16 protein-coding genes are annotated in these 19,860 nt (G+C 66.8%); 14 read left to right on the top strand and 2 right to left on the bottom strand.

Going from position 1 to position 19,860, the window contains the following annotated elements; genetic code table 11:
* Positions 1-31 precede the first annotated feature (31 nt).
* The 7 genes from AC1DJH_RS08650 to AC1DJH_RS08620 all read left to right on the top strand — a co-directional run bounded on the left by AC1DJH_RS08650 (position 32) and on the right by AC1DJH_RS08620 (position 10,131).
* A complete protein-coding gene (locus tag AC1DJH_RS08650) occupies positions 32-2,047 on the top strand; it encodes a propionate--CoA ligase (RefSeq protein ID WP_478185392.1) in 2,016 nt (671 codons plus the stop codon).
* A 179-nt stretch (positions 2,048-2,226) separates the two neighbouring features.
* Positions 2,227-5,106: a 2-oxoglutarate dehydrogenase E1 component gene (locus AC1DJH_RS08645; RefSeq protein ID WP_472114680.1), complete on the top strand. Its 2,880-nt coding sequence runs from the start codon at positions 2,227-2,229 to the stop codon at positions 5,104-5,106.
* Between the two features lie 54 nt (positions 5,107-5,160).
* A complete protein-coding gene (odhB, locus tag AC1DJH_RS08640) occupies positions 5,161-6,420 on the top strand; it encodes a 2-oxoglutarate dehydrogenase complex dihydrolipoyllysine-residue succinyltransferase (RefSeq protein WP_435438597.1) in 1,260 nt (419 codons plus the stop codon).
* Between the two features lie 7 nt (positions 6,421-6,427).
* Positions 6,428-6,934, top strand: coding sequence for a hypothetical protein (locus tag AC1DJH_RS08635; RefSeq protein ID WP_478185391.1), 507 nt, complete (start codon positions 6,428-6,430; stop codon positions 6,932-6,934).
* On the top strand, positions 6,931-8,358 hold the full coding sequence (gene lpdA / locus AC1DJH_RS08630; RefSeq protein ID WP_472114686.1) for a dihydrolipoyl dehydrogenase: 1,428 nt from the start codon (positions 6,931-6,933) through the stop codon (positions 8,356-8,358). The genes AC1DJH_RS08635 and lpdA overlap by 4 nt, the downstream gene beginning before the upstream one ends.
* Before the next feature lie 13 nt (positions 8,359-8,371).
* Positions 8,372-9,472: a cell division protein ZapE gene (zapE, locus tag AC1DJH_RS08625; protein ID WP_478185390.1), complete on the top strand. Its 1,101-nt coding sequence runs from the start codon at positions 8,372-8,374 to the stop codon at positions 9,470-9,472.
* Entirely contained in the window at positions 9,469-10,131 is a 663-nt protein-coding gene (locus AC1DJH_RS08620; RefSeq protein WP_478185389.1) for a hypothetical protein, read from the top strand. The genes zapE and AC1DJH_RS08620 overlap by 4 nt, the downstream gene beginning before the upstream one ends.
* 29 nt (positions 10,132-10,160) lie before the next feature.
* Here AC1DJH_RS08620 and AC1DJH_RS08615 read toward each other — a convergent pair whose 3' ends face one another.
* Positions 10,161-10,931 (bottom strand): PP2C family protein-serine/threonine phosphatase, encoded by a 771-nt coding sequence (locus AC1DJH_RS08615; protein WP_478185388.1) that lies wholly within the window; start codon positions 10,929-10,931, stop codon positions 10,161-10,163.
* Positions 10,932-11,038: 107 nt separating this feature from the next.
* Here AC1DJH_RS08615 and AC1DJH_RS08610 point away from each other — a divergent pair, with 107 nt between their 5' ends.
* Entirely contained in the window at positions 11,039-11,242 is a 204-nt protein-coding gene (locus AC1DJH_RS08610; protein ID WP_472114696.1) for a YdcH family protein, read from the top strand.
* On the top strand, positions 11,239-13,338 hold the full coding sequence (locus AC1DJH_RS08605; RefSeq protein ID WP_478185387.1) for an ATP-dependent DNA helicase: 2,100 nt from the start codon (positions 11,239-11,241) through the stop codon (positions 13,336-13,338). The genes AC1DJH_RS08610 and AC1DJH_RS08605 overlap by 4 nt, the downstream gene beginning before the upstream one ends.
* Before the next feature lie 30 nt (positions 13,339-13,368).
* Here the strand turns inward: AC1DJH_RS08605 and AC1DJH_RS08600 are convergent, their stop codons facing one another.
* The gene (locus AC1DJH_RS08600; RefSeq protein ID WP_472114701.1) at positions 13,369-14,175 is read right to left on the bottom strand and encodes an outer membrane protein assembly factor BamD; all 807 of its coding nucleotides are present in this window, start codon (positions 14,173-14,175) and stop codon (positions 13,369-13,371) included.
* A 50-nt stretch (positions 14,176-14,225) separates the two neighbouring features.
* Between AC1DJH_RS08600 and AC1DJH_RS08595 the strand changes: the two genes are divergently transcribed.
* From AC1DJH_RS08595 to rlmN, 5 genes are all read left to right on the top strand, one after another.
* On the top strand, positions 14,226-15,224 hold the full coding sequence (locus AC1DJH_RS08595) for an RluA family pseudouridine synthase (RefSeq protein WP_478185386.1): 999 nt from the start codon (positions 14,226-14,228) through the stop codon (positions 15,222-15,224).
* A gap of 129 nt (positions 15,225-15,353) precedes the next feature.
* A complete protein-coding gene (gene scpB, locus AC1DJH_RS08590) occupies positions 15,354-16,211 on the top strand; it encodes an SMC-Scp complex subunit ScpB (protein WP_478185490.1) in 858 nt (285 codons plus the stop codon).
* On the top strand, positions 16,208-18,109 hold the full coding sequence (locus AC1DJH_RS08585; RefSeq protein ID WP_478185385.1) for a pseudouridine synthase: 1,902 nt from the start codon (positions 16,208-16,210) through the stop codon (positions 18,107-18,109). The genes scpB and AC1DJH_RS08585 overlap by 4 nt, the downstream gene beginning before the upstream one ends.
* Positions 18,110-18,262: 153 nt before the next feature.
* Positions 18,263-18,688 (top strand): nucleoside-diphosphate kinase, encoded by a 426-nt coding sequence (ndk, locus tag AC1DJH_RS08580; protein WP_056521682.1) that lies wholly within the window; start codon positions 18,263-18,265, stop codon positions 18,686-18,688.
* A 23-nt stretch (positions 18,689-18,711) separates the two neighbouring features.
* Positions 18,712-19,860, top strand: coding sequence for a dual-specificity RNA methyltransferase RlmN (rlmN, locus tag AC1DJH_RS08575; RefSeq protein ID WP_472114712.1), 1,149 nt, complete (start codon positions 18,712-18,714; stop codon positions 19,858-19,860).

Genomic DNA, 19,860 nt, shown 5'->3' with positions numbered 1-19,860 from the left:
GAAGGCGGCGGGGCGGCCGGGCGGAACCCGGTTGTACCGCCCGTCAGCTTGCTGCAAGATCGATCTCCATAATTATGAATTCAGTTTTGGCGGTGCCCGTCAAGGCAGAACGAACAACAGGAGACAAGTCCCAATGAGCCGCTACGAAGAATTCCATCGACAGTCCGTCGACGCGCCCGAGGCCTTCTGGGCCGAGCAGGCGAAGCTGATCGACTGGCATGCGCCCGCGCAACAGATCCTTGACGCCAGCAACCCGCCGTTCGCGCGCTGGTTCGTGGGCGGCACGACCAACCTGTGCCACAACGCGGTCGACCGGCATCTGTCGACGCGGGGCGACCAGCCCGCGCTGATCTTCGTTTCGACCGAGACCGGCGTCGAGAAGAGCTACAGCTTCACCGAACTGCACGCCGAGGTGCAGCGCACCGCGGCCAGCCTCATCGAGCTGGGCGTGGGCAAGGGCGACCGCGTGCTCATCTACATGCCGATGATTCCCGAGGCCGCCTTCGCCATGCTGGCCTGCGCGCGCATCGGCGCGGTGCATTGCGTGGTGTTCGGCGGTTTCGCCAGCGGCTCGCTGGCCACGCGCATCGAGGACGCCGAACCCAAGGTGATCGTGAGCGCCGACGCGGGCTCGCGCGGCGGCAAGGTCATTGCGTACAAGCCGCTGCTCGACGAGGCGATCCGGCTGTCCACGCACAAGCCCTCGGCGGTGCTGCTCGCCGACCGCGGCCTGGCTGCTATGAGTCTGGTAGCAGGACGTGACCATCTGGCGAGCGTGATGCGGCAAAAACACTTGAATGCCGAGGTACCTTGCGCCTGGCTGGCGTCGACCGACATCAGCTACACCATCTACACCAGCGGCACCACCGGCAAGCCCAAGGGCGTTCAGCGCGACGTGGGTGGCTACGCCGTGGCGCTGGCCGCGAGCATGAGGCACATCTTCGACGGCCGGCCCGGCGAAACCTATTTCTCGACCAGCGACATCGGCTGGGTGGTGGGCCACAGCTACATCGTCTACGGCCCGCTGATCGCGGGCATGGCGACGATCATGTACGAGGGCCTGCCCACGCAGGGCATCGACCGGCAGCCGGACGGCGGCATCTGGTGGCGCCTGGTCGAGAAATACAAGGTGACGGTGATGTTCAGCGCGCCCACGGCGGTGCGCGTGCTCAAGAAACAAGATCCGGGGCTGCTGAAGAAGTACGACCTGTCGAGCCTGCGCGCGCTGTTCCTGGCGGGCGAGCCGCTCGACGAGCCCACCGCGCGCTGGATCAGCGAGGGCCTTGGCGTTCCGATCATCGACAACTACTGGCAGACCGAATCGGGCTGGCCGATGATCACCATCGCCAACGGCGTCGAGCCCAAGCCCAGCAAGTTCGGCAGCCCGGGCGTGCCGATGTACGGCTACCGCATCAAGATCCTGCACGAGTCGACCGGCGAGGAGCTGACCGGCGCCAACGAGAAGGGAGTGGTCGTGGTCGAAGGCCCGACGCCGCCCGGCTTCATGCAGACCGTGTGGAAGGACGACGCGCGTTTTGTCGAGACCTACTGGAAGAGCGTGCCCGGCAAGATGGTCTATTCGACCTTCGACTGGGGAATTCGCGATGCGGACGGCTATTTCTACATCCTGGGCCGCACCGACGACGTGATCAACGTGGCGGGCCACCGCCTGGGCACGCGCGAGATCGAGGAGAGCATCTCGGGCCATGCCAACGTGGCCGAGGTGGCGGTGGTCGGGGTGGCCGATGCGCTGAAGGGACAGGTGGCGATGGCCTTCGTCGTCCCGAAGGACGGCCTGGCGGTGACCGATGCGCAGGCTGCGCTCAAGCTCGAAGGCGAGATCATGAAACGGGTGGCCGACCAGCTCGGCGCTCTGGCGCGGCCGGCGCGCGTGCGCTTCGTCACCGGCCTGCCCAAGACCCGCAGCGGCAAGCTGCTGCGCCGCGCCATCCAGGCCGTGTGCGAGCAGCGCGACCCCGGCGACCTGACCACCATCGACGACCCCGCGACGCTGCAGCAGATCAAAGAGTTACTTTCTTCTCCCTGAGTTAGCCCGCAAGGGGCTTGCAGGCCCCCTGCGGGGCGTCATATGGTTGACGTGGCACAATGCCAAGGTACTCAGGCCCTTCCCCAGCCACAGTCGCATCCGCCAATCGGTTCAGCCGTGTCGCGGAAGGTTTCTTAACCAGCTAGTGCTTCCTTCAGGGAAGCGAAGGTCAGCGGATCATGAGCGATTCCTCCTCTACGCCCTCGGCGTACAGCGCCTATCAAGGCAACACCTACCTCTTCGGCGGCAATGCGCCCTATGTCGAAGAGATGTACGAAAACTACCTCGCCAACCCCGGCAGCGTGCCCGACAACTGGCGTTCCTATTTCGACGCCCTGCAGCACGTTCCCGCCGCCGATGGCAGCAACTCCCGCGACGTTCCGCACCTGCCGGTCATCAACGCCTTCGCCGAACGCGCGAAGCAGGGCACGACCAAGGTCGTGGTGGCCAGCGGCGCCGACTCCGAGCTTGGACGCAAGCGCACCGCCGTCCAGCAGCTGATTGCCGCCTACCGCAACGTCGGCGCCCGCTGGGCCGACCTCGACCCGCTCAAGCGCGCCGAGCGTCCGTCCATTCCGGAACTCGAACCCTCGTTCTACGGCTTCACCGACGCCGACCTCGAGACGGTGTTCAACACGAGCAACACCTTCTTCGGCAAGGACACCATGTCCCTGCGCGACCTGCTGAACGCATTGCGCGAAACGTACTGCGGCACGATGGGTGCCGAGTACATGTACACCACCGACCACACGCACAAGCGCTGGTGGCAACAGCGCCTTGAAAGCGCCCGCACGAACCCGAAGCTCAGCGCCGAGCAGAAGAAGCACGTGCTCAGCCGCCTGACCGCGGCCGAAGGCCTCGAGCGCTTCCTGCACACCAAGTACGTCGGCCAGAAGCGCTTCTCGCTCGAAGGCGGCGAAAGCTTCATCGTCTCGATGGACGAGCTGATCAACCAGGCCGGCGTCAAGGGCGTGCAGGAAATCGTGATCGGCATGGCCCACCGGGGCCGCCTGAACGTGCTGGTCAACTCGCTCGGCAAGATGCCGGCCGACCTGTTCGCCGAGTTCGACCACACCGCCCCCGAAGAACTGCCCAGCGGCGACGTCAAGTACCACCAGGGCTTCAGCTCGGACGTGACCACCCCCGGCGGCCCGGTGCACCTGAGCCTTGCGTTCAACCCCTCGCACCTTGAAATCGTCAACCCCGTGGTCGAAGGCTCGGTGCGGGCCCGCATGGACCGCCGCGGCGACCCGCTGGGCAAGCAGGTGCTGCCCGTGATCGTGCACGGCGACGCGGCCTTCGCAGGCCAGGGCGTCGTGATGGAAACGCTGGCGCTGGCCGAGACCCGTGGCTACTCCACCGGCGGCACGGTGCACATCGTCATCAACAACCAGATCGGCTTCACCACCAGCGATCCGCGCGACAGCCGCTCGACGCTGTATTGCACCGACATCGTCAAGATGGTCGACGCACCGGTGCTGCACGTGAACGGCGACGACCCCGAAGCCGTGGTGCTCGCCACGCAGCTCGCCCTGGATTTCCGCATGGAGTTCCAGAAGGACGTGGTCGTGGACATCATCTGCTTCCGCAAGCTGGGCCACAACGAGCAGGACACGCCTTCGCTGACCCAGCCGCTCATGTACAAGAAGATCGCCCAGCACCCCGGCACGCGCAAGCTGTACGCCGACAAGCTGGCTGCACAGGGCCTGGGCGACACGCTCGGCGACGACATGGTCAAGGCGCAGCGCGCCGCCTTCGACGAAGGCAAGAACACGGTCGACCCCGTGCTCACCAACTTCAAGAGCAAGTACGCCGTCGACTGGAGCCCGTACCTCAACAAGAAGTGGACCGACGCCGGCGACACCGCCATTCCGTCCTCCGAGTGGAAGCGCCTGGCCGAGAAGATCACCACCGTGCCGCAAGGCTTCACGGTGCATCCGCTCGTGAAGAAGGTGCTGGATGACCGCGCCGCCATGGGCCGCGGCGACGTCAACGTCGACTGGGGCATGGGCGAGCACATGGCCTTCGCCTCGCTGGTGGCCAGCGGCTACCCGGTTCGCCTGTCGGGCGAAGACTCGGGCCGCGGCACGTTCACGCACCGCCACGCCGTGCTGCACGACCAGAACCGCGAGAAGTTCGACACCGGCACCTACACGCCGCTGCAGAACGTGGCCGACAACCAGGCCCCGTTCGTCGTGATCGACTCGATCCTGTCGGAAGAAGCCGTGCTCGCGTTCGAATACGGCTACGCCTCGAACGACCCGAACACCCTCGTGATCTGGGAAGCCCAGTTCGGCGACTTCGTGAACGGCGCGCAGGTGGTGATCGACCAGTTCATCGCCTCGGGCGAAGTGAAGTGGGGCCGCGTCAACGGCCTGACCATGATGCTGCCGCACGGCTACGAAGGCCAGGGCCCCGAGCACAGCTCGGCGCGCCTGGAGCGCTTCATGCAGCTGAGCGCGGACACCAACATGCAGGTGGTGCAGCCCACCACCGCCAGCCAGATCTTCCACGTGCTGCGCCGCCAGATGGTGCGCAACCTGAGGAAGCCTCTGGTCATCCTCACGCCCAAGTCGCTGCTGCGCAACAAGGACGCGACCTCGCCGCTGGCCGAGTTCACCAAGGGCAGCTTCCAGACCGTCATTCCGGACAGCAAGGGCCTGAAGGCCGAGAAGGTCAAGCGCCTGGTCGCCTGCTCGGGCAAGGTCTACTACGACCTGGCCAAGAAGCGCGAGGAGCAGGGCACCGACGACGTGGCGATCATCCGCGTCGAGCAGCTCTATCCGTTCCCGCACAAGGCGTTTGCCGCGGAAATCAAGAAGTACCCCAACCTCGTGGACGTGGTGTGGTGCCAGGACGAGCCGCAGAACCAGGGCGCCTGGTTCTTCGTGCAGCACTACATCCACGAAAACATGCAGGACGGCCAGAAGCTCGGCTACTCCGGCCGTGCCGCCTCGGCATCGCCGGCGGTGGGCTACTCGCACCTGCACCAGGAACAGCAGAAGGCGCTCGTGGATGGCGCGTTCGGCAAGCTCAAGGGCTTCGTGCTGACCAAGTAAAACCCGTTCCCTTTCACACGAACACCCTCAAGAACAAAACGGAGCTCTCTCCAAATGTCTATCGTAGAAGTCAAAGTTCCCCAGCTTTCCGAATCCGTGGCCGAAGCCACCATGCTCACCTGGAAGAAGAAGGCCGGCGATGCCATCGCCGTCGATGAAATCCTGATCGAGATCGAGACCGACAAGGTCGTGCTGGAAGTGCCCGCGCCCTCGGCCGGCGTGCTCGCTGAAATCGTGCAGCCCGATGGCGCCACCGTGGTGGCCGAGCAGGTGATTGCCCGCATCGACACCGAAGGCAAGGCATCGGCCGCCGCACCGGCAGCCGCTGCCGCGCCGGCCGCCGCAGCACCGGCACCGGCCGCAGCCGCTGCTGTCGCCACCGGCGGTTCGAAGGCCGACGTGGCGATGCCCGCCGCCGCCAAGCTGCTGGCCGACAACAACCTGAAGACCGGTGACGTGTCCGGTACCGGCAAGGACGGCCGCGTCACCAAGGGCGACGTGCTCGGCGCGGTCGCTTCGGGTGCCAAGCCCGCTGCCGCCGCCATCCCCGCGCCGGCCGCCAAGCCCGCCCTGCAACAGGTGAGCGCACCCACCGGCGCGCCCGACCTGGGCGAGCGTCCGGAACAACGCGTGCCGATGAGCCGCCTGCGCGCCCGCATCGCCGAGCGCCTGCTGCAATCGCAGTCGACCAACGCCATCCTCACCACGTTCAACGAAGTGAACATGGCGCCCGTCATGGACCTGCGCAAGCGCTTCCAGGACAGCTTCACCAAGGAACACGGCGTGAAGCTCGGCTTCATGTCCTTCTTCGTGAAGGCCGCGGTGCACGCGCTGAAGAAGTACCCGGTGATCAACGCCTCGGTCGACGGCAACGACATCCTGTACCACGGCTACTTCGACATCGGCATCGCCGTCGGTTCGCCGCGCGGCCTGGTGGTGCCCATCCTGCGCAACGCCGACCAGATGAGCTTTGCCGACATCGAGAAGAAGATCGCCGAGTTCGGCAAGAAGGCGCAAGACGGCAAGCTGGGCATCGAAGACATGACCGGCGGCACGTTCTCCATCTCGAACGGCGGCACCTTCGGCTCGATGCTCTCGACCCCGATCATCAACCCGCCCCAGTCGGCCATCCTGGGCGTGCACGCCACCAAGGACCGCGCCGTGGTGGAAAACGGCCAGATCGTGATCCGTCCGATGAACTACCTGGCCATGAGCTACGACCACCGCATCATCGACGGCCGCGAAGCCGTGCTGGGCCTGGTCGCCATGAAGGAAGCGCTGGAAGACCCGTCGCGCCTGCTGTTCGACATCTGAGCGTGCGATGCGTCGTTCCGCCCTGGGCTTGATGTGCGCGCTGAGCTTCGGCCCCCTCGGGGCCGCGGCCGCAGCGCCGCAGCAGGACCCGTGGACCGGCGCCTACCGCCTCGAGTGGCTCGAGGGCACTCAGGCGGCCAAGGAGGGCGCGCAGGGGTCCGACGTGACCATCCAGCGCGCACCCGACGCCGACCCCGCCTCGCTCGTCAAGAAGTACCAGTCGGATCTCGTCCGCTGGACCCTGGCGGACCCTGCGAACGCCCGCGAGAGCACCACGTTGCGCCGCTTCCTGGCGCGTGAATACGAAGGCTGGGGCTGGGCGGGCCTGCATGGCGACGGTCGCATCGAGTGCCTCGATGCGAGCTACATCTTCGTCTGCAAGACCGCGCCCGGCACCACCATCACCTTCGGCCCCGAAGGACCGAAACGCGAAACGCTGACTGCCCAAACCGGTGTGTTTGGCATCGTCCTCCATGCGGGCGCGTTCCAACTCAAGAAACTGGAAAAAGAATGACCAAGCAATTCGACGTCATCGTCATCGGCGGCGGCCCCGGCGGCTACATCGCCGCCATCCGCGCCGCTCAACTCGGCTTCAACGTGGCCTGCATCGACGAGTGGAAGAACGCCAAGGGCGGCCCTGCGCTCGGCGGCACCTGCACCAACGTCGGGTGCATCCCTTCGAAGGCGCTGCTGCAGTCGTCCGAGCACTTCGAGCACGCCGGCCACGGCTTTGCGGACCATGGCATCAACGTGTCGGGCCTGTCGCTCGACATCGGCAAGATGCTGGCCCGCAAGGACCAGGTCGTGAAGCAGAACAACGACGGCATCACCTACCTGTTCAAGAAGAACAAGATCGCGTCCTTCCACGGCCGCGGCTCGTTCGTGAAGGCCGCCGAAGGCGGCTACGAGATCAAGGTGGCTGGCGCCGCTGAAGAAACCATCGTCGGCAAGCACATCATCGTGGCCACGGGCTCCAATGCCCGCGCGCTGCCTGGTGCTGCATTCGACGAGGAAAACATCCTCTCCAACGACGGCGCGCTGCGCATGGGCGGCGTGCCCAAGAAGCTGGCGCTGATCGGCTCCGGCGTCATCGGCCTCGAAATGGGTTCGGTGTGGCGCCGCCTCGGCTCGGAAGTCACGGTGCTCGAAGCGCTGCCGACCTTCCTGGGCGCGGTGGACGAACAGATCGCCAAGGAAGCCAAGAAGGCCTTCGACAAGCAGGGCCTGAAGATCGAGCTCGGCGTGAAGGTCGGCGAGATCAAGTCCGGCAAGAAGGGCGTTTCCATCGCCTGGACCAACGCCAAGGGCGAAGCGCAGGTGCTGGACGTCGACAAGCTGATCGTGTCGATCGGCCGCGTGCCCAACACCATCGGCCTGAACCCCGAAGCCGTGGGCCTCGCGCTCGACGAGCGCGGTGCCATCAACGTCGACGGCGATTGCAAGACCAACCTGCCGAACGTCTGGGCGATCGGCGACGTGGTGCGCGGCCCGATGCTGGCGCACAAGGCCGAGGAAGAGGGCGTTGCCGTGGCCGAGCGCATTGCCGGCCAGCACGGGCACGTCAACTTCAACACGGTGCCCTGGGTCATCTACACGCACCCCGAGATCGCATGGGTCGGCCAGACCGAGCAGCAGCTCAAGGCCGAAGGCCGCGCCTACAAGGCCGGCACCTTCCCGTTCCTGGCGAACGGCCGCGCACGCGCGCTGGGCGACACGACCGGCATGGTGAAGTTCCTGGCCGACGCCACGACCGACGAGATCCTGGGCGTGCACATGGTGGGCCCGCAGGTCAGCGAGCTGATCTCCGAAGCCGTGGTGGCCATGGAGTTCAAGGCCAGCGCCGAAGACATCGCGCGCATCTGCCACGCGCACCCGTCGCTGTCGGAAGCCACGAAGGAAGCGGCACTCGCCGTGGACAAGCGCACGCTGAACTTCTGAGCTGCCGTTTCTCTTGACCAGCGTCAAACAGGCCTATGAGGCGGAGCTCGCCACGCGCGGGTTCCAGAGCGATCCCGCGCAGATGCGCGCCGTGGAGGCGCTGGACCGCTGCGCCAACGAATGGGCCGAGTACAAGGCCCAGCGTTCGAATGCGCTGAAGAAGTTCATCAACCGGCCGGAGCTTCCGCGCGGCGTCTACATGTACGGCGGCGTCGGGCGGGGCAAGAGCTTCCTGATGGACCTCTTCTTCAACGCCGTGCCGCTGCGGCGCAAGACGCGCCTGCACTTTCACGAGTTCATGCGCGAAGTGCACCGTGAACTGCGCGAACTGCAAGGCACGGTCAATCCGCTGGACGAACTGGGCCTGCGCATTTCCAAGCGCTACAAGCTGATCTGCTTCGACGAGTTCCATGTGGCGGACATCACCGACGCGATGATTCTTCATCGGCTGCTGGTGTCGTTGTTCGAGAACGGCGTGGGTTTCGTCACTACCTCGAACTTCAAGCCCGACGACCTGTATCCCGATGGGTTGCACCGCGACCGCATCCTGCCCGCCATTGCGCTGCTGAACGAGAAGCTCGAGGTGCTGAGCGTGGACAACGGCACCGACTACCGGCGCCGCACACTCGAGCAGATGCGCATGTACCTCACGCCCAACGATGCGGCGGCCGACAAGGAAATGCGCAAGGCCTTCGACAAGCTGGCCGAGACGGCGGACGAGAGCCCGATCCTGCACATCGAGCAGCGCGAGATTCGCGCGCGGCGCAAGGCAGGCGGCGTGGTGTGGTTCGATTTCAAGACGCTGTGCGGTGGCCCGCGCTCGCAGAACGACTATCTGGAAATCGCCAGCCAGTTCCACACGGTGATGCTGTCCGACGTGCCGCACATGCCGGTGCGCATGGCCTCCGAGGCACGCCGCTTCACCTGGCTGATCGACGTCTTGTACGACCGGCGTTGCAAGCTCATCATGTCGGCAGAGGTTCCGCCCGAGGCGTTGTACACCGAGGGGCCGCTCGCGCACGAGTTTCCGCGCACGGTCTCCCGGCTCACTGAAATGCAGTCGAGCGAGTTTCTTGCCCTGGAACGCCGCATCGTCGACACCCGACTCACATGAAAAAAATCGTCCTTGCCCTGCTCATGACATTGGCCAGCCTGCCGCTGTGGGCGCAGTCCAACGCCGCGGCGGGCAACGCCGACCTCGAGGCCGAAAAGAGCAGGCTGTCGACGGAGCGCGAGGCCATCGAGAGGCGTTTCGTGCAGGAGCGGGCAGTCTGCTACAAGAAGTTCGCGGTGGAGGACTGCCTGCGCGAGAGCCGTGAGCGGCGCCGCAAGGAAACCGACAACATCAAGCGCCAGGAAACCGCAATCAACGACATCCAGCGCCAGCGCAGCGGCGCGGCCGAACTGCAGAAGCTCGACCAGAAGGCCGGCCAGCAGCGCGCGCAGGACACGCCAGAGAAGCAGCAGCAGTCGTCCCAGAACCAGAAGGATCGCGAGCAGCGCGCGGCCGACCACGCCACCAGCCGGGCCGCGACGGCGGCAGAGGGCGCGGAGCGTGAACGCCAGCTCGAGTCCAAGCTGAAGGCCCATGCCGACGAGCAGGCCAAGGCGGCCCAGCGCCGCAGCGATTCGCCAGCCGCCGTGCAGCGCTACCAGGACAAGCAAAAACGCGCCGAGGAGCATCGGGCCAGCCGCGAGCGCCAGAACGCCGACCGCAGCAAGCCACGCGGTGCGCCGCTGCCGACGCCCGCGGCGTCATCGCCGGCGCCCTGAGTTCCAGGGGCGGGCGAGCGGCCAGCCGCTCAGGCGGCTGTCGGAAGCGGTTCGAGTTTCAGCACCGCGATCGAGAGGTTGTCGCCGGTGCCGCGGGCCCGGCGCCGCGCCTCGCCCACCAGGATCTCGACCGCGTCGCGCGGCGGATGCGCGTACAGCACACTCGCCAGCTCTTCGGGGCTGAAGTAGTGCCAGAGGCCGTCGCTGCACGCCATCAGCAGGTCGCCGGGCGCCAGTTTCGGGAGGTAGTACGGATCGACCGGCGGTGGTGTGGTCGTCATGCCCAGGCACCCGAGCAGGATGTTGCCCTGCGGATGGATGTTGGCCTCGGCTTCGGTGATCTGGCCGCGGTCGATCAGCACCTGCACGTAGGAATGGTCGCGCGTGCGCCGGATGAGCTCGCCGTCCTGGAAGTGATAGATGCGCGAATCGCCGGCATGGATCCAGGCGCAGTCACCCTTGGGGTTCATGAGGAAGGCCGCCAGCGTGCTGTGCGGCTCCTGTTCGCTGGACACGGCCGTGAGCTTGATGACGGTGTGCGAGTCTTCCAGGATCTGCTTGAGCACGGCCTGCGGGTCGTCGCGGCCGGGCTGGTAGCGCGTGAAAAGCTGGCGTGCCGTCATCAGCACCTGGTCGGACGCCTTGCGGCCACCGCTGCGCCCGCCCATGCCGTCTGCCACCACGCCGAGCACGCAGCCCGGCACGCGCGGATGACTCATCACGAGTACCTGGTCTTGTTGGTACGGCCGGTCTCCCTTGTGGAGTCCGGTGGCCGCGGCAAGTCGAAAGCCTTGAGTCATGAGGCATATGCGCCTGAAGCGCGTGTTTCTGTCGTCGCTGGGGTTCGTGTCAGGACGTATTATCGAATGAACATGCGCCACGAAAATTCGGTGTGCGCCCCCCACCGTTGGACTCCAATCTTCACTCCCTTTCCCGTCAACTGATCGAGCTGCGCATCGAGCATGCCGATCTCGACGCCTCCATCGACCGGTTGTCCGAGAGCTCGCCGCAAGACGAGCTGTTGCTGCGGCGCCTGAAAAAACGCCGGCTTGCGCTGCGTGACCAGATCACGCGCCTGGAGAACGTGCTCGACCCGAAAGAGCCCGCATGACCGGCGCGCTCGAGGACAAGGTGCGCGACGCCTTCGCGCAGGACGGCGTGCTGTCGCGTGCCGCCGAGCAGTTCCGCGAACGCTCGGGCCAGACCGAGATGGCCATCGCCGTGGCCCGCACCATCGAAGAGGGCGGCGTGCTGGTGGTCGAGGCGGGCACAGGGGTGGGCAAGACCTTCTCGTACCTCGTGCCGGCCTTGCTGAGCGGCGAGCGGGTGCTGCTCTCCACCGCCACCAAGACCCTGCAGGACCAGCTGTTCGGCCGGGACCTGCCGCGCCTTGTCGAGGCCTTCGGGCTGCCGGTGCGCACGGCGCTGCTCAAGGGACGGGGCAGCTATTTGTGCCTGCACCGGCTGGACATGGCGCGCCACGACGCATCGCTGCCGGAGCGCGGCAGCCTGCGCACGCTGGCCAAGATCGAGCAATGGTCCAAGGCCACGCGCACGGGCGACCTGGCCGAGCTGCCGGGCCTGGACGAGCGCTCGCCGCTCATTCCGCTGATCACGTCCACGCGCGAGAACTGCCTGGGCGCGCAGTGCCCGCAGTTCAAGCCCTGCCACGTCAACCTGGCACGGCGCGAGGCGCTGGCGGCGGACATCGTGGTCATCAACCACCACCTGTTCTTTGCAGATCTCGCCGTGCGCGAGACAGGCATGGCGGAGCTGCTGCCGACCGTGAGCGTGGTGGTGTTCGACGAGGCGCACCAGCTCAACGAAACCGGCGTGCAGTTCCTCGGCGCGCAGCTCGGCAGCGGCCAGGCGCTCGACTTCGCGCGCGACATGCTCGGCGCGGGGCTGCAGCACGCGCGCGGGCTGGTCGACTGGCAGCAGCTGGCCGCCGGCGTCGAACGCGCCGCGCGCGAGTTGCGCCTGGTGGTCGGCAAGCAATGGCCCGGGGCCAAGCTGCGCTGGCTGGGAGCGTCGCCGGAGGGAGTCGATCCTGATGCATGGCAGCGCGCACTCGACGACCTGCAGCATTCGTTCGAAACGGCGGCCGAAGGGCTTGCCACCGTCAGCGAAATTTCGCCCGACTTCGTGCGGCTGCACGAGCGAACCCGCCAGCTCGCCAAACGGGCCGCGCGCTTTGCGCTGCCTTGCGAAGTCGACTCGGTGCGCTGGGTCGACGTGGGCTCGCAGTTGCGGCTGATCGAGTCGCCGCTCGACATCGCCGAGGCGATGCGCAAGCGGGTGCTCAAGATCGTCGACGACCACGCCGACGCGGAGGGTGACGATGACGACGACGGTCTCGATGCCTACGGTGAACGTGAGGCGGGCGAGACACCGGGGCAGGGAAGCGGGGCAGGCCAGGCAAACGGCGGCCGCGCCTGGGTCTTCACCTCCGCCACATTGGGCGACGAGCCCACCTTGCGCTGGTTCACGGAACCCTGCGGCCTGCAGGACGCGCAGGTGCTGCGCGTGCACAGCCCCTTCGACTACGCCTCGCAGGCTGCGCTCTACGTGCCACGCGCCTTTCCGAAACCCAACGACCCCTCGCACAGCCAGCGGGTCGCGCAACTGGCCGCGCACGGCGCCACCGAACTCGGCGGGCGCACGCTGGTGCTGACCACCACGCTGCGTGCCTTGCGCACCATCGGCGACGCCATGAAGCAGCAGTTCGAGCTGCTCGATGCCGCACTGCGGCCCGAGGTGCTGGTGCAGGGCGAGTTGCCCAAGCGCGTGCTGATGGATCGCTTCCGCGAAGGCGCGAGTGCCGGGCGCGCAGGCTGCGTGCTGGTGGCGTCGGCGTCTTTCTGGGAGGGTTTCGATGCGCCGGGCGATGCGCTGCAGCTGGTGGTGATCGACAAGCTGCCGTTCCCGCCGCCGAATGATCCGCTGGTCGAGGCGCGCTCGCAGCGACTTGAGGCGCAGGGCCGCAGCTCGTTCGCCGACTATTCGTTGCCCGAAGCGGCGGTTGCACTCAAGCAGGGGGCAGGGCGGTTAATTCGGCGTGAAACCGACAGCGGCGTGCTGGCGATATGCGACACGCGCCTGGTCGCAATGGGCTACGGCCGCCGGTTGCTGGCGGCGCTGCCGCCGATGCGGCGGCTGGACAGCGAATCAGATTTCAACGCCGCGATCGACGCGCTCAAGAACTGAGCAGAGCGCGCCGCAGTACGCGCTTTGCTGTTACCAGACCTTCCACCAAGGGTCGTCCTTGCCCTTGAACCCGTTCGCAAGGTAGGTGCTTTGCGGGTAGTTGGTGGTCAGCACGCGCTGTGCGTCGTCGCGCAGGTCCTTCATGCCGAGGGCGTCGTACGACTTGACCATGATGAACAGGGCTTCTTCGAGCGCCGGAACTTCGCGGTAGTCGGCCAGCGCGATCTGCGCGCGGTTGATGGCCGCCAGGTAGGCGCCGCGCGAGTAGTAGTAGCGTGCCACGTGAACCTCGTACTGCGCGAGCGAGTTCACGATGTAGTTCATGCGCTGGCGCGCGTCGGGCGCATAGCGCGAGTCGGGGAAGCGCGTGGCGAGGTCCTTGAAGGACTCGAACGATTCCTTGGCGGCCTTCTGGTCGCGCTCGGACAGGTCCTGGCGCGTCAGGAAGGCGAACATGCCCAGGTCGTCGTTGAAGTTGATCACGCCCTTGAGGTACAGCGCGTAGTCGAGCGCCGGGCTCGCCGGGTGCAACTTCATGAAGCGGTCGATGGTCGAAATGGCGGCAGCCTTTTCACCCGACTTGTATTGGGCGTAGGCCTTTTCGAGCTGGGCCTGCTGCGCGAGCGGCGTGCCGGCGGCGCGGCCTTCCAGCTTCTCGTAGAGCGGCACGGCCTTGTCGTAGGCACCCGAGCCGGCTTCCTCCTTGGCTTCGGAGTAGATGCGGTTGGGGCTCCAGTTGGCGGTCTTGTCGACGGAGGTCGACGAGCAGCCAGCTGCCAGCAGAGCCGCCGCGCTGAGCGCGATCCAGGTGGGGACCGATAATTTGGCGCGAAACATCACATACGGCTTTCGTGAAACAGTTACCCTCAATTATATCGGCCGACCCTTTGAGCAATACCCCCGAGTCAGCGGAGGCGGCCGAACTCGACGAGGGCGCCGACCCCATCGAGCCCAGCGAGCTGCGGCCTTTTGTCATCGACGCCGCCCAGCACGGCCAGCGGCTCGACCGCGCGCTCGCCGCGCTGGTGCCCGAATTTTCCCGAAGTTACCTGCAGCAGCTGATCGAAGGCGGCGCGGTGGAGGTGCAGGGGCACACGCTCAAGAAAGTCTCGGCGGCGGTGAAAGCGGGGCAGGCCGGCCGCATCGAGCTGCGCCCGACGCCCCAGAGCCAGGCGTTCAGGCCCGAGGCGATGGACATCGTCACCGTGCACGAGGACGAGCACCTGCGCATCATCGACAAGCCCGCCGGCCTCGTCGTGCACCCGGCGCCCGGCCATTGGAGCGGCACGCTGCTCAACGGGTTGCTGGCGCTCGACCCCAAGGCCGTGCTCCTGCCGCGCGCCGGCATCGTGCACCGGCTCGACCGCGACACCAGCGGACTGATGGTGGTGGCGCGTACCCGCGCCGCCATGGACGCGATGGTGGCGCTGATTGCCGCACGCGACGTCAAGCGACAGTACCTGGCGATCGGGCACAAGCCCTGGGCGGGCGCCGCGGCCCGGCAGGTCGACGCGCCCATCGGCCGCGATCCGCGCAACCGGCTGCGCATGGCCGTGGTCGATCTCGAGCGGAATTCGGGCAAGACGGCGCGCACGCTGATCGAGCGGCTCGACAGCAACACCGAAGCCTGCGCTGTGCGCTGCACCCTCGAAACTGGCCGCACCCACCAGATCCGCGTGCACATGGCGTCGATCGGCCATCCTTTGGTCGGCGACGGGCTCTACGGCGGCGCGCCGGGCGCCGGCCTGACCCGCCAGGCACTGCATGCGTTCAGGCTGGCCTTCGTGCACCCCGTCACACACGCGCCGCTCGAGTTCCGGTCGGCGCCGCCGCCGGACCTGGCGCAGGCTTTGCAGTCCTGGGGCCTGGATTACAATCGCGCCTGACGGCCCGAGGGCCTCGCCGGCCACCCAAGGCCGGCCTTGCGCTGCATTTGCCGTGTGCCTGCAGCGCCTACTCCTTTCATCCTTCTGAACAAGCGTCCCCGAGGCGCCTTTTCCCGGATAACGCGAACCATGAATACGGCGGATGCCAAGCGCATTCTCGAAACCGCCTTGATCTGTTCGAGCCAGCCGTTGCCGGTGCGCGACATGCGCGTGCTGTTCGACGACGAACTGGGCGTGGACACCATCAAGGTGCTGTTGCTTGAATTGCAGGAAGACTGGGCGCAGCGCGGCCTGGAGCTTGTGAGCGTGGGCAGCGGCTGGCGCTTTCAGAGCCGGCCCGAAATGCGCGACCATCTCGACCGCCTGCATCCCGAGAAGCCGCCGCGCTACACGCGCGCCGCCCTCGAGACGCTGGCCATCATTGCCTACCGCCAGCCCGCCACACGCGGCGACATGGAAGACATCCGCGGCGTGACGATCAATTCGCTGATCCTCAAGCAACTCGAGGACCGCGGCTGGGTCGAGGTCATCGGCCACCGTGAAACCGTGGGCCGGCCGGGCCTGTACGCCACCACACGCCAGTTTCTCGACGACCTGGGCCTGGCCTCGCTCGACCAGTTGCCGTTGATCGAAACGCCGGCGCAGCAGGCGGCCCTGGTCGACGCGCTCGAGCGGGCCTCGGGCGACCAGCAGGGCTTGCCGATGGATGCGGCGCCGGAAGTGGTCGAAGTCGCGGAAAACGCGGAAATTGCGGACATTGCTGGAATTGCAGAGGCGGTCGAAGCCGCCCAGGCGCAGGTGGCCGAGGATGCCGCATCCGCCGAGGCGCCCGAAGCCTTGTCCGTCCCAGAAACAGAACCCGAAGCCGAATCCACGGCCGAGCCGGAACCCGCGTTCGCTCAAGCCGCGCCACTGGCCCCAGAACCCGATGCCCCGTCTGCGGACGAGGCCGGCCCCTCCGCTCCTTCCTCCGGAAAAACCTCATGAGCACACCCGACACCGACGACTCGGCCATGCTGCCTGCCGAACCCGAAGTCAAAAAGAAGAAACGTGCGACCGCGCCCAAGAAGGCCGCAGGTGAGGCGGTTGAAGCGGTAGCGCCGCAAGCTGCGACGCCTGAAGCTGCGCCCGTGGACGCTGAAGCGCCGAAGAAGCCGCGCGCGCCTCGCAAGAAGAAGGTGGCGGAAGGCGCGGCGGCTGCGTCCGATGCGCCAGCGGTGGCCGTAGAGGGCGCCGTGGTAGTCGAAGAGGCCCCCGCGGGTGTCGATCCGGTGGTGGCCGTTGCCGCCGGGGTCGAGGCGCCCGTCGATGCAGCGCCGGAAGAGGCCGGGAAGCCGGCGCCGGCACCTGCGCCTGTGCCTGCGCCTGCGCAGCAGGCCGGTCAAGCGACCCAGCCAGCGCAGGTCGTCCGCAATGACGGCAGCGACGAGGACGAAGACGACGAGGAAGAGCCCGACGAGGAAGAGGACGATCTCGACCGTGCCCGCCGCGCCGCCGAGCGCGAGCAGCGCCATGCGCTGCCGCCCGAGCCGATCCGCTTCGCCGACGTCATTTCCGGCCAGTTCGACGCCGACGAGGAAAGCTCGGAAGTACCGCCGCTCAAGCGCGTGCTGCTCCCCGAGGCCGACTCGCCCAAGCTGCACAAGGTGCTGGCGCAGGCGGGACTCGGTTCGCGGCTCGAAATGGAGCAACTGATTCTCCAGGGCCGCATTTCCGTCAACAACGAGCCGGCGCACATCGGCCAGCGCATCCAGTTCGGAGACCAGGTCAAGATCAACGGCAAGCCCATCCGCTTCCGCATCGCGCCCCCGCCGCCGCGCGTCATCGCGTACCACAAGCCCGTGGGCGAAGTGGTGACGCACGACGATCCGCAGAACCGCCCGACCGTGTTCCGCAAGCTGCCGCGCCTGCAGCAAGGCAAGTGGCAGTCGGTCGGCCGGCTCGACCTGAACACCGAAGGCCTGCTGCTGTTCAGCAGCTCGGGCGACCTGGCCAACCAGCTCATGCACCCGCGCTTCGGCCTGGAGCGCGAGTACGCGGTGCGCGTGCTGGGTGCGCTCACCAAGGAAGAAAAACAGAAGCTCCTCGACGGCGTGCGCCTGGACGACGGCATGGCGCAGTTCGGCACCATCGAAGACGGCGGCGGCGAAGGCTCGAACTGCTGGTACCGCGTGACCATCTCCGAAGGCCGTAACCGCGAGGTGCGCCGCCTGTTCGAGTCGGTGGGCCATGCGGTCAGCCGGCTGATCCGCATTCGCTATGGCGCGATGGTGCTGCCGCGCGGCCTGAAGCGCGGCGCCTGGATGGAGCTCGACGAGCGTGACATCCGCGCGCTGTTCCAGGCGTCCGGCGGCGCGGCTGCGCGCCCCGACCCGCAGCAGGCGCGGGGTCCGGGGCAGGACGGCGGCGGCAATGGCCGCAACGGCCGCAACAAGAAGCGCCGCGGCAACCGCAACGGCGGTGGCCCCGGCGGCGGCCAGCCGCGCGACATGCGCGACGGCCGCGACGAAGGCGCCCGCGAGGCCCCGATCCCGAGCCCGCTGGGCGACGGTCGTGCGCCGCGCGGCGACCGAGGGGATCGCGGCGGTCGTGCCAACCGCGGCCCCGGCAACGGCGGTCCGCCGCAAGGCCAGGCACGCCGCGGGAACGGCAATGCCGGCAATGCTGGCAACCGCCAGGGCGGTGGCGGCAATCGCCAGGGCGACGACCGTCAACCCAGCGGTGCCAACCAGCCCGATCCGATGAAGACTTCGCTCGGCTACATCGGCGCCGACAGCTTTTCGCGCCAGCGCAAGGAGCAGCGCGGAGCCCCAGGTCGCCGAAGCGGCGGCGGTGGCTACGGCGGTCCGGCAGGGCAGGCCGGCGGACGGCGCCGCGGGCGCTGAAAGCCAGCCGACGGAGCGCGGCCTTTCGCGGGGTTTTCACCAACCGCGAAGGCTGCGCCGGTTAAAATCGGAGGCTTTGTCGACAGGTGACGCAACCAAAGCGTTGCAGTTGTGACAAAACACTTCAAAATCAAAGCTTCAGGAAGCATTTCAATGGCTATCGAACGTACCCTCTCCATCATCAAGCCCGACGCAGTTGCCAAGAACGTCATCGGCAAGATCGTCTCCCGCTTTGAAGCCGCCGGCCTCAAGGTCGTCGCCGCCAAGCTGGTGCACCTGTCGCGCAACGAAGCCGAGCAGTTCTACGCCGTGCACAAGGAACGCCCCTTCTTCAAGGACCTGGTCGAGTTCATGATTTCGGGCCCGGTGTTCGTGCAAGCGCTCGAAGGCGACAACGCCATCGCCAAGAACCGCGACCTGATGGGCGCCACCGACCCCAAGAAGGCAGCCGCCGGCACCATCCGCGCCGACTTCGCCGACAGCATCGACGCCAACGCCGTGCACGGTTCGGATGCGCCTGAAACCGCAGCGAACGAAATCGCCTTCTTCTTCGCCGGCCTCAACGTCTACGCACGCTGAAGAGCCGCATCTCGACCGATTCCATGACCACAGTCAACCTGCTCGACTTCGATCTCGAGGGGTTGGCTGCGTTCTGCGAAAAGCTCGGCGAGAAAAAATTCCGCGCCACGCAACTGTTCCGCTGGATCCACCAGCGTGGCGCGAGCGATTTCACCCAGATGACCGATCTGGCGAAGTCGCTGCGCGAGAAACTCGCGACCACCGCGCGCGTGGAGGCCTTGCCGGTCGTCACGCAGCACGAATCCAAGGACGGCACGATCAAGTGGCTGTTCGACGTCGGCGACGGCAATGCCGTCGAAGCCGTATTCATTCCAGAGGACGACCGCGGCACCTTGTGCGTATCGTCCCAGGCCGGCTGTGCGGTCGGTTGCCGCTTTTGCTCGACCGGGCATCAGGGCTTCAGCCGCAACCTCAACACGGGCGAAATCGTCGCCCAGCTATGGTTTGCCGAACACTTCCTGCGCAAGCACCTCAAGCGCAACGAACGCGTCATCTCCAACGTGGTGATGATGGGGATGGGCGAGCCGCTGCAGAACTACTCGGCACTCGTGCCTGCACTGCGCACCATGCTCGACGACAACGCCTACGGGCTGTCGCGCCGTCGCGTGACGGTGTCGACCTCCGGCGTGGTGCCCATGATCGACCGCCTGGGCACCGATTGCGCCGTGGCCATGGCCGTGTCCTTGCACGCCCCGAATGACGCGCTGCGCGATGACCTCGTGCCGCTCAATCGCAAGTACCCCATTGCCGAGTTGCTCGAGGCCTGCAAGCGCTACCTGGCGCATGCGCCGCGCGACTTCATCACCTTCGAGTACTGCATGCTCGACGGCGTGAACGACCAGCCCGAACACGCGCGCCAGTTGATCGAACTCGTGCGCAAGCACGACGTGTCGTGCAAGTTCAACCTCATTCCGTTCAATCCGTTTCCGGCCTCCGGCCTGCTGCGCTCGCCGCAGCCCCGCGTTCTCGCTTTCGCGAAGACGTTGAGCGAAGCAGGGCTCGTGACGACCGTGCGCAAGACGCGCGGCGACGACATCGACGCCGCCTGCGGCCAGCTCGCCGGCGACGTCAAGGACCGCACCCGTGCGGCCGAACGCATGGCTCAGCGCCGCGCCACGGAGAGCCCGATCGTGATGCACCCGGTTCGCAAGACCATTCCCCAGGAGCACTGA

The organism is Variovorax sp. 10N412, from assembly GCF_056394985.1.
Note: the sequence above shows the minus strand (reverse complement) of the source record. Positions and strands in the feature narration are given on the sequence as shown.

Coding starts and splice junctions, on each gene's coding strand:
- AC1DJH_RS08645 (WP_472114680.1), top strand. CDS start 2,227: ATGAGCGATTCCTCCTCTACGCCCTCGGCGTACAGCGCCTATCAAGGC.
- odhB (WP_435438597.1), top strand. CDS start 5,161: ATGTCTATCGTAGAAGTCAAAGTTCCCCAGCTTTCCGAATCCGTGGCC.
- AC1DJH_RS08635 (WP_478185391.1), top strand. CDS start 6,428: ATGCGTCGTTCCGCCCTGGGCTTGATGTGCGCGCTGAGCTTCGGCCCC.
- lpdA (WP_472114686.1), top strand. CDS start 6,931: ATGACCAAGCAATTCGACGTCATCGTCATCGGCGGCGGCCCCGGCGGC.
- AC1DJH_RS08620 (WP_478185389.1), top strand. CDS start 9,469: ATGAAAAAAATCGTCCTTGCCCTGCTCATGACATTGGCCAGCCTGCCG.
- AC1DJH_RS08615 (WP_478185388.1), bottom strand. CDS start 10,931: ATGACTCAAGGCTTTCGACTTGCCGCGGCCACCGGACTCCACAAGGGA.
- AC1DJH_RS08605 (WP_478185387.1), top strand. CDS start 11,239: ATGACCGGCGCGCTCGAGGACAAGGTGCGCGACGCCTTCGCGCAGGAC.
- AC1DJH_RS08600 (WP_472114701.1), bottom strand. CDS start 14,175: ATGTTTCGCGCCAAATTATCGGTCCCCACCTGGATCGCGCTCAGCGCG.
- scpB (WP_478185490.1), top strand. CDS start 15,354: ATGAATACGGCGGATGCCAAGCGCATTCTCGAAACCGCCTTGATCTGT.
- AC1DJH_RS08585 (WP_478185385.1), top strand. CDS start 16,208: ATGAGCACACCCGACACCGACGACTCGGCCATGCTGCCTGCCGAACCC.
- ndk (WP_056521682.1), top strand. CDS start 18,263: ATGGCTATCGAACGTACCCTCTCCATCATCAAGCCCGACGCAGTTGCC.
- rlmN (WP_472114712.1), top strand. CDS start 18,712: ATGACCACAGTCAACCTGCTCGACTTCGATCTCGAGGGGTTGGCTGCG.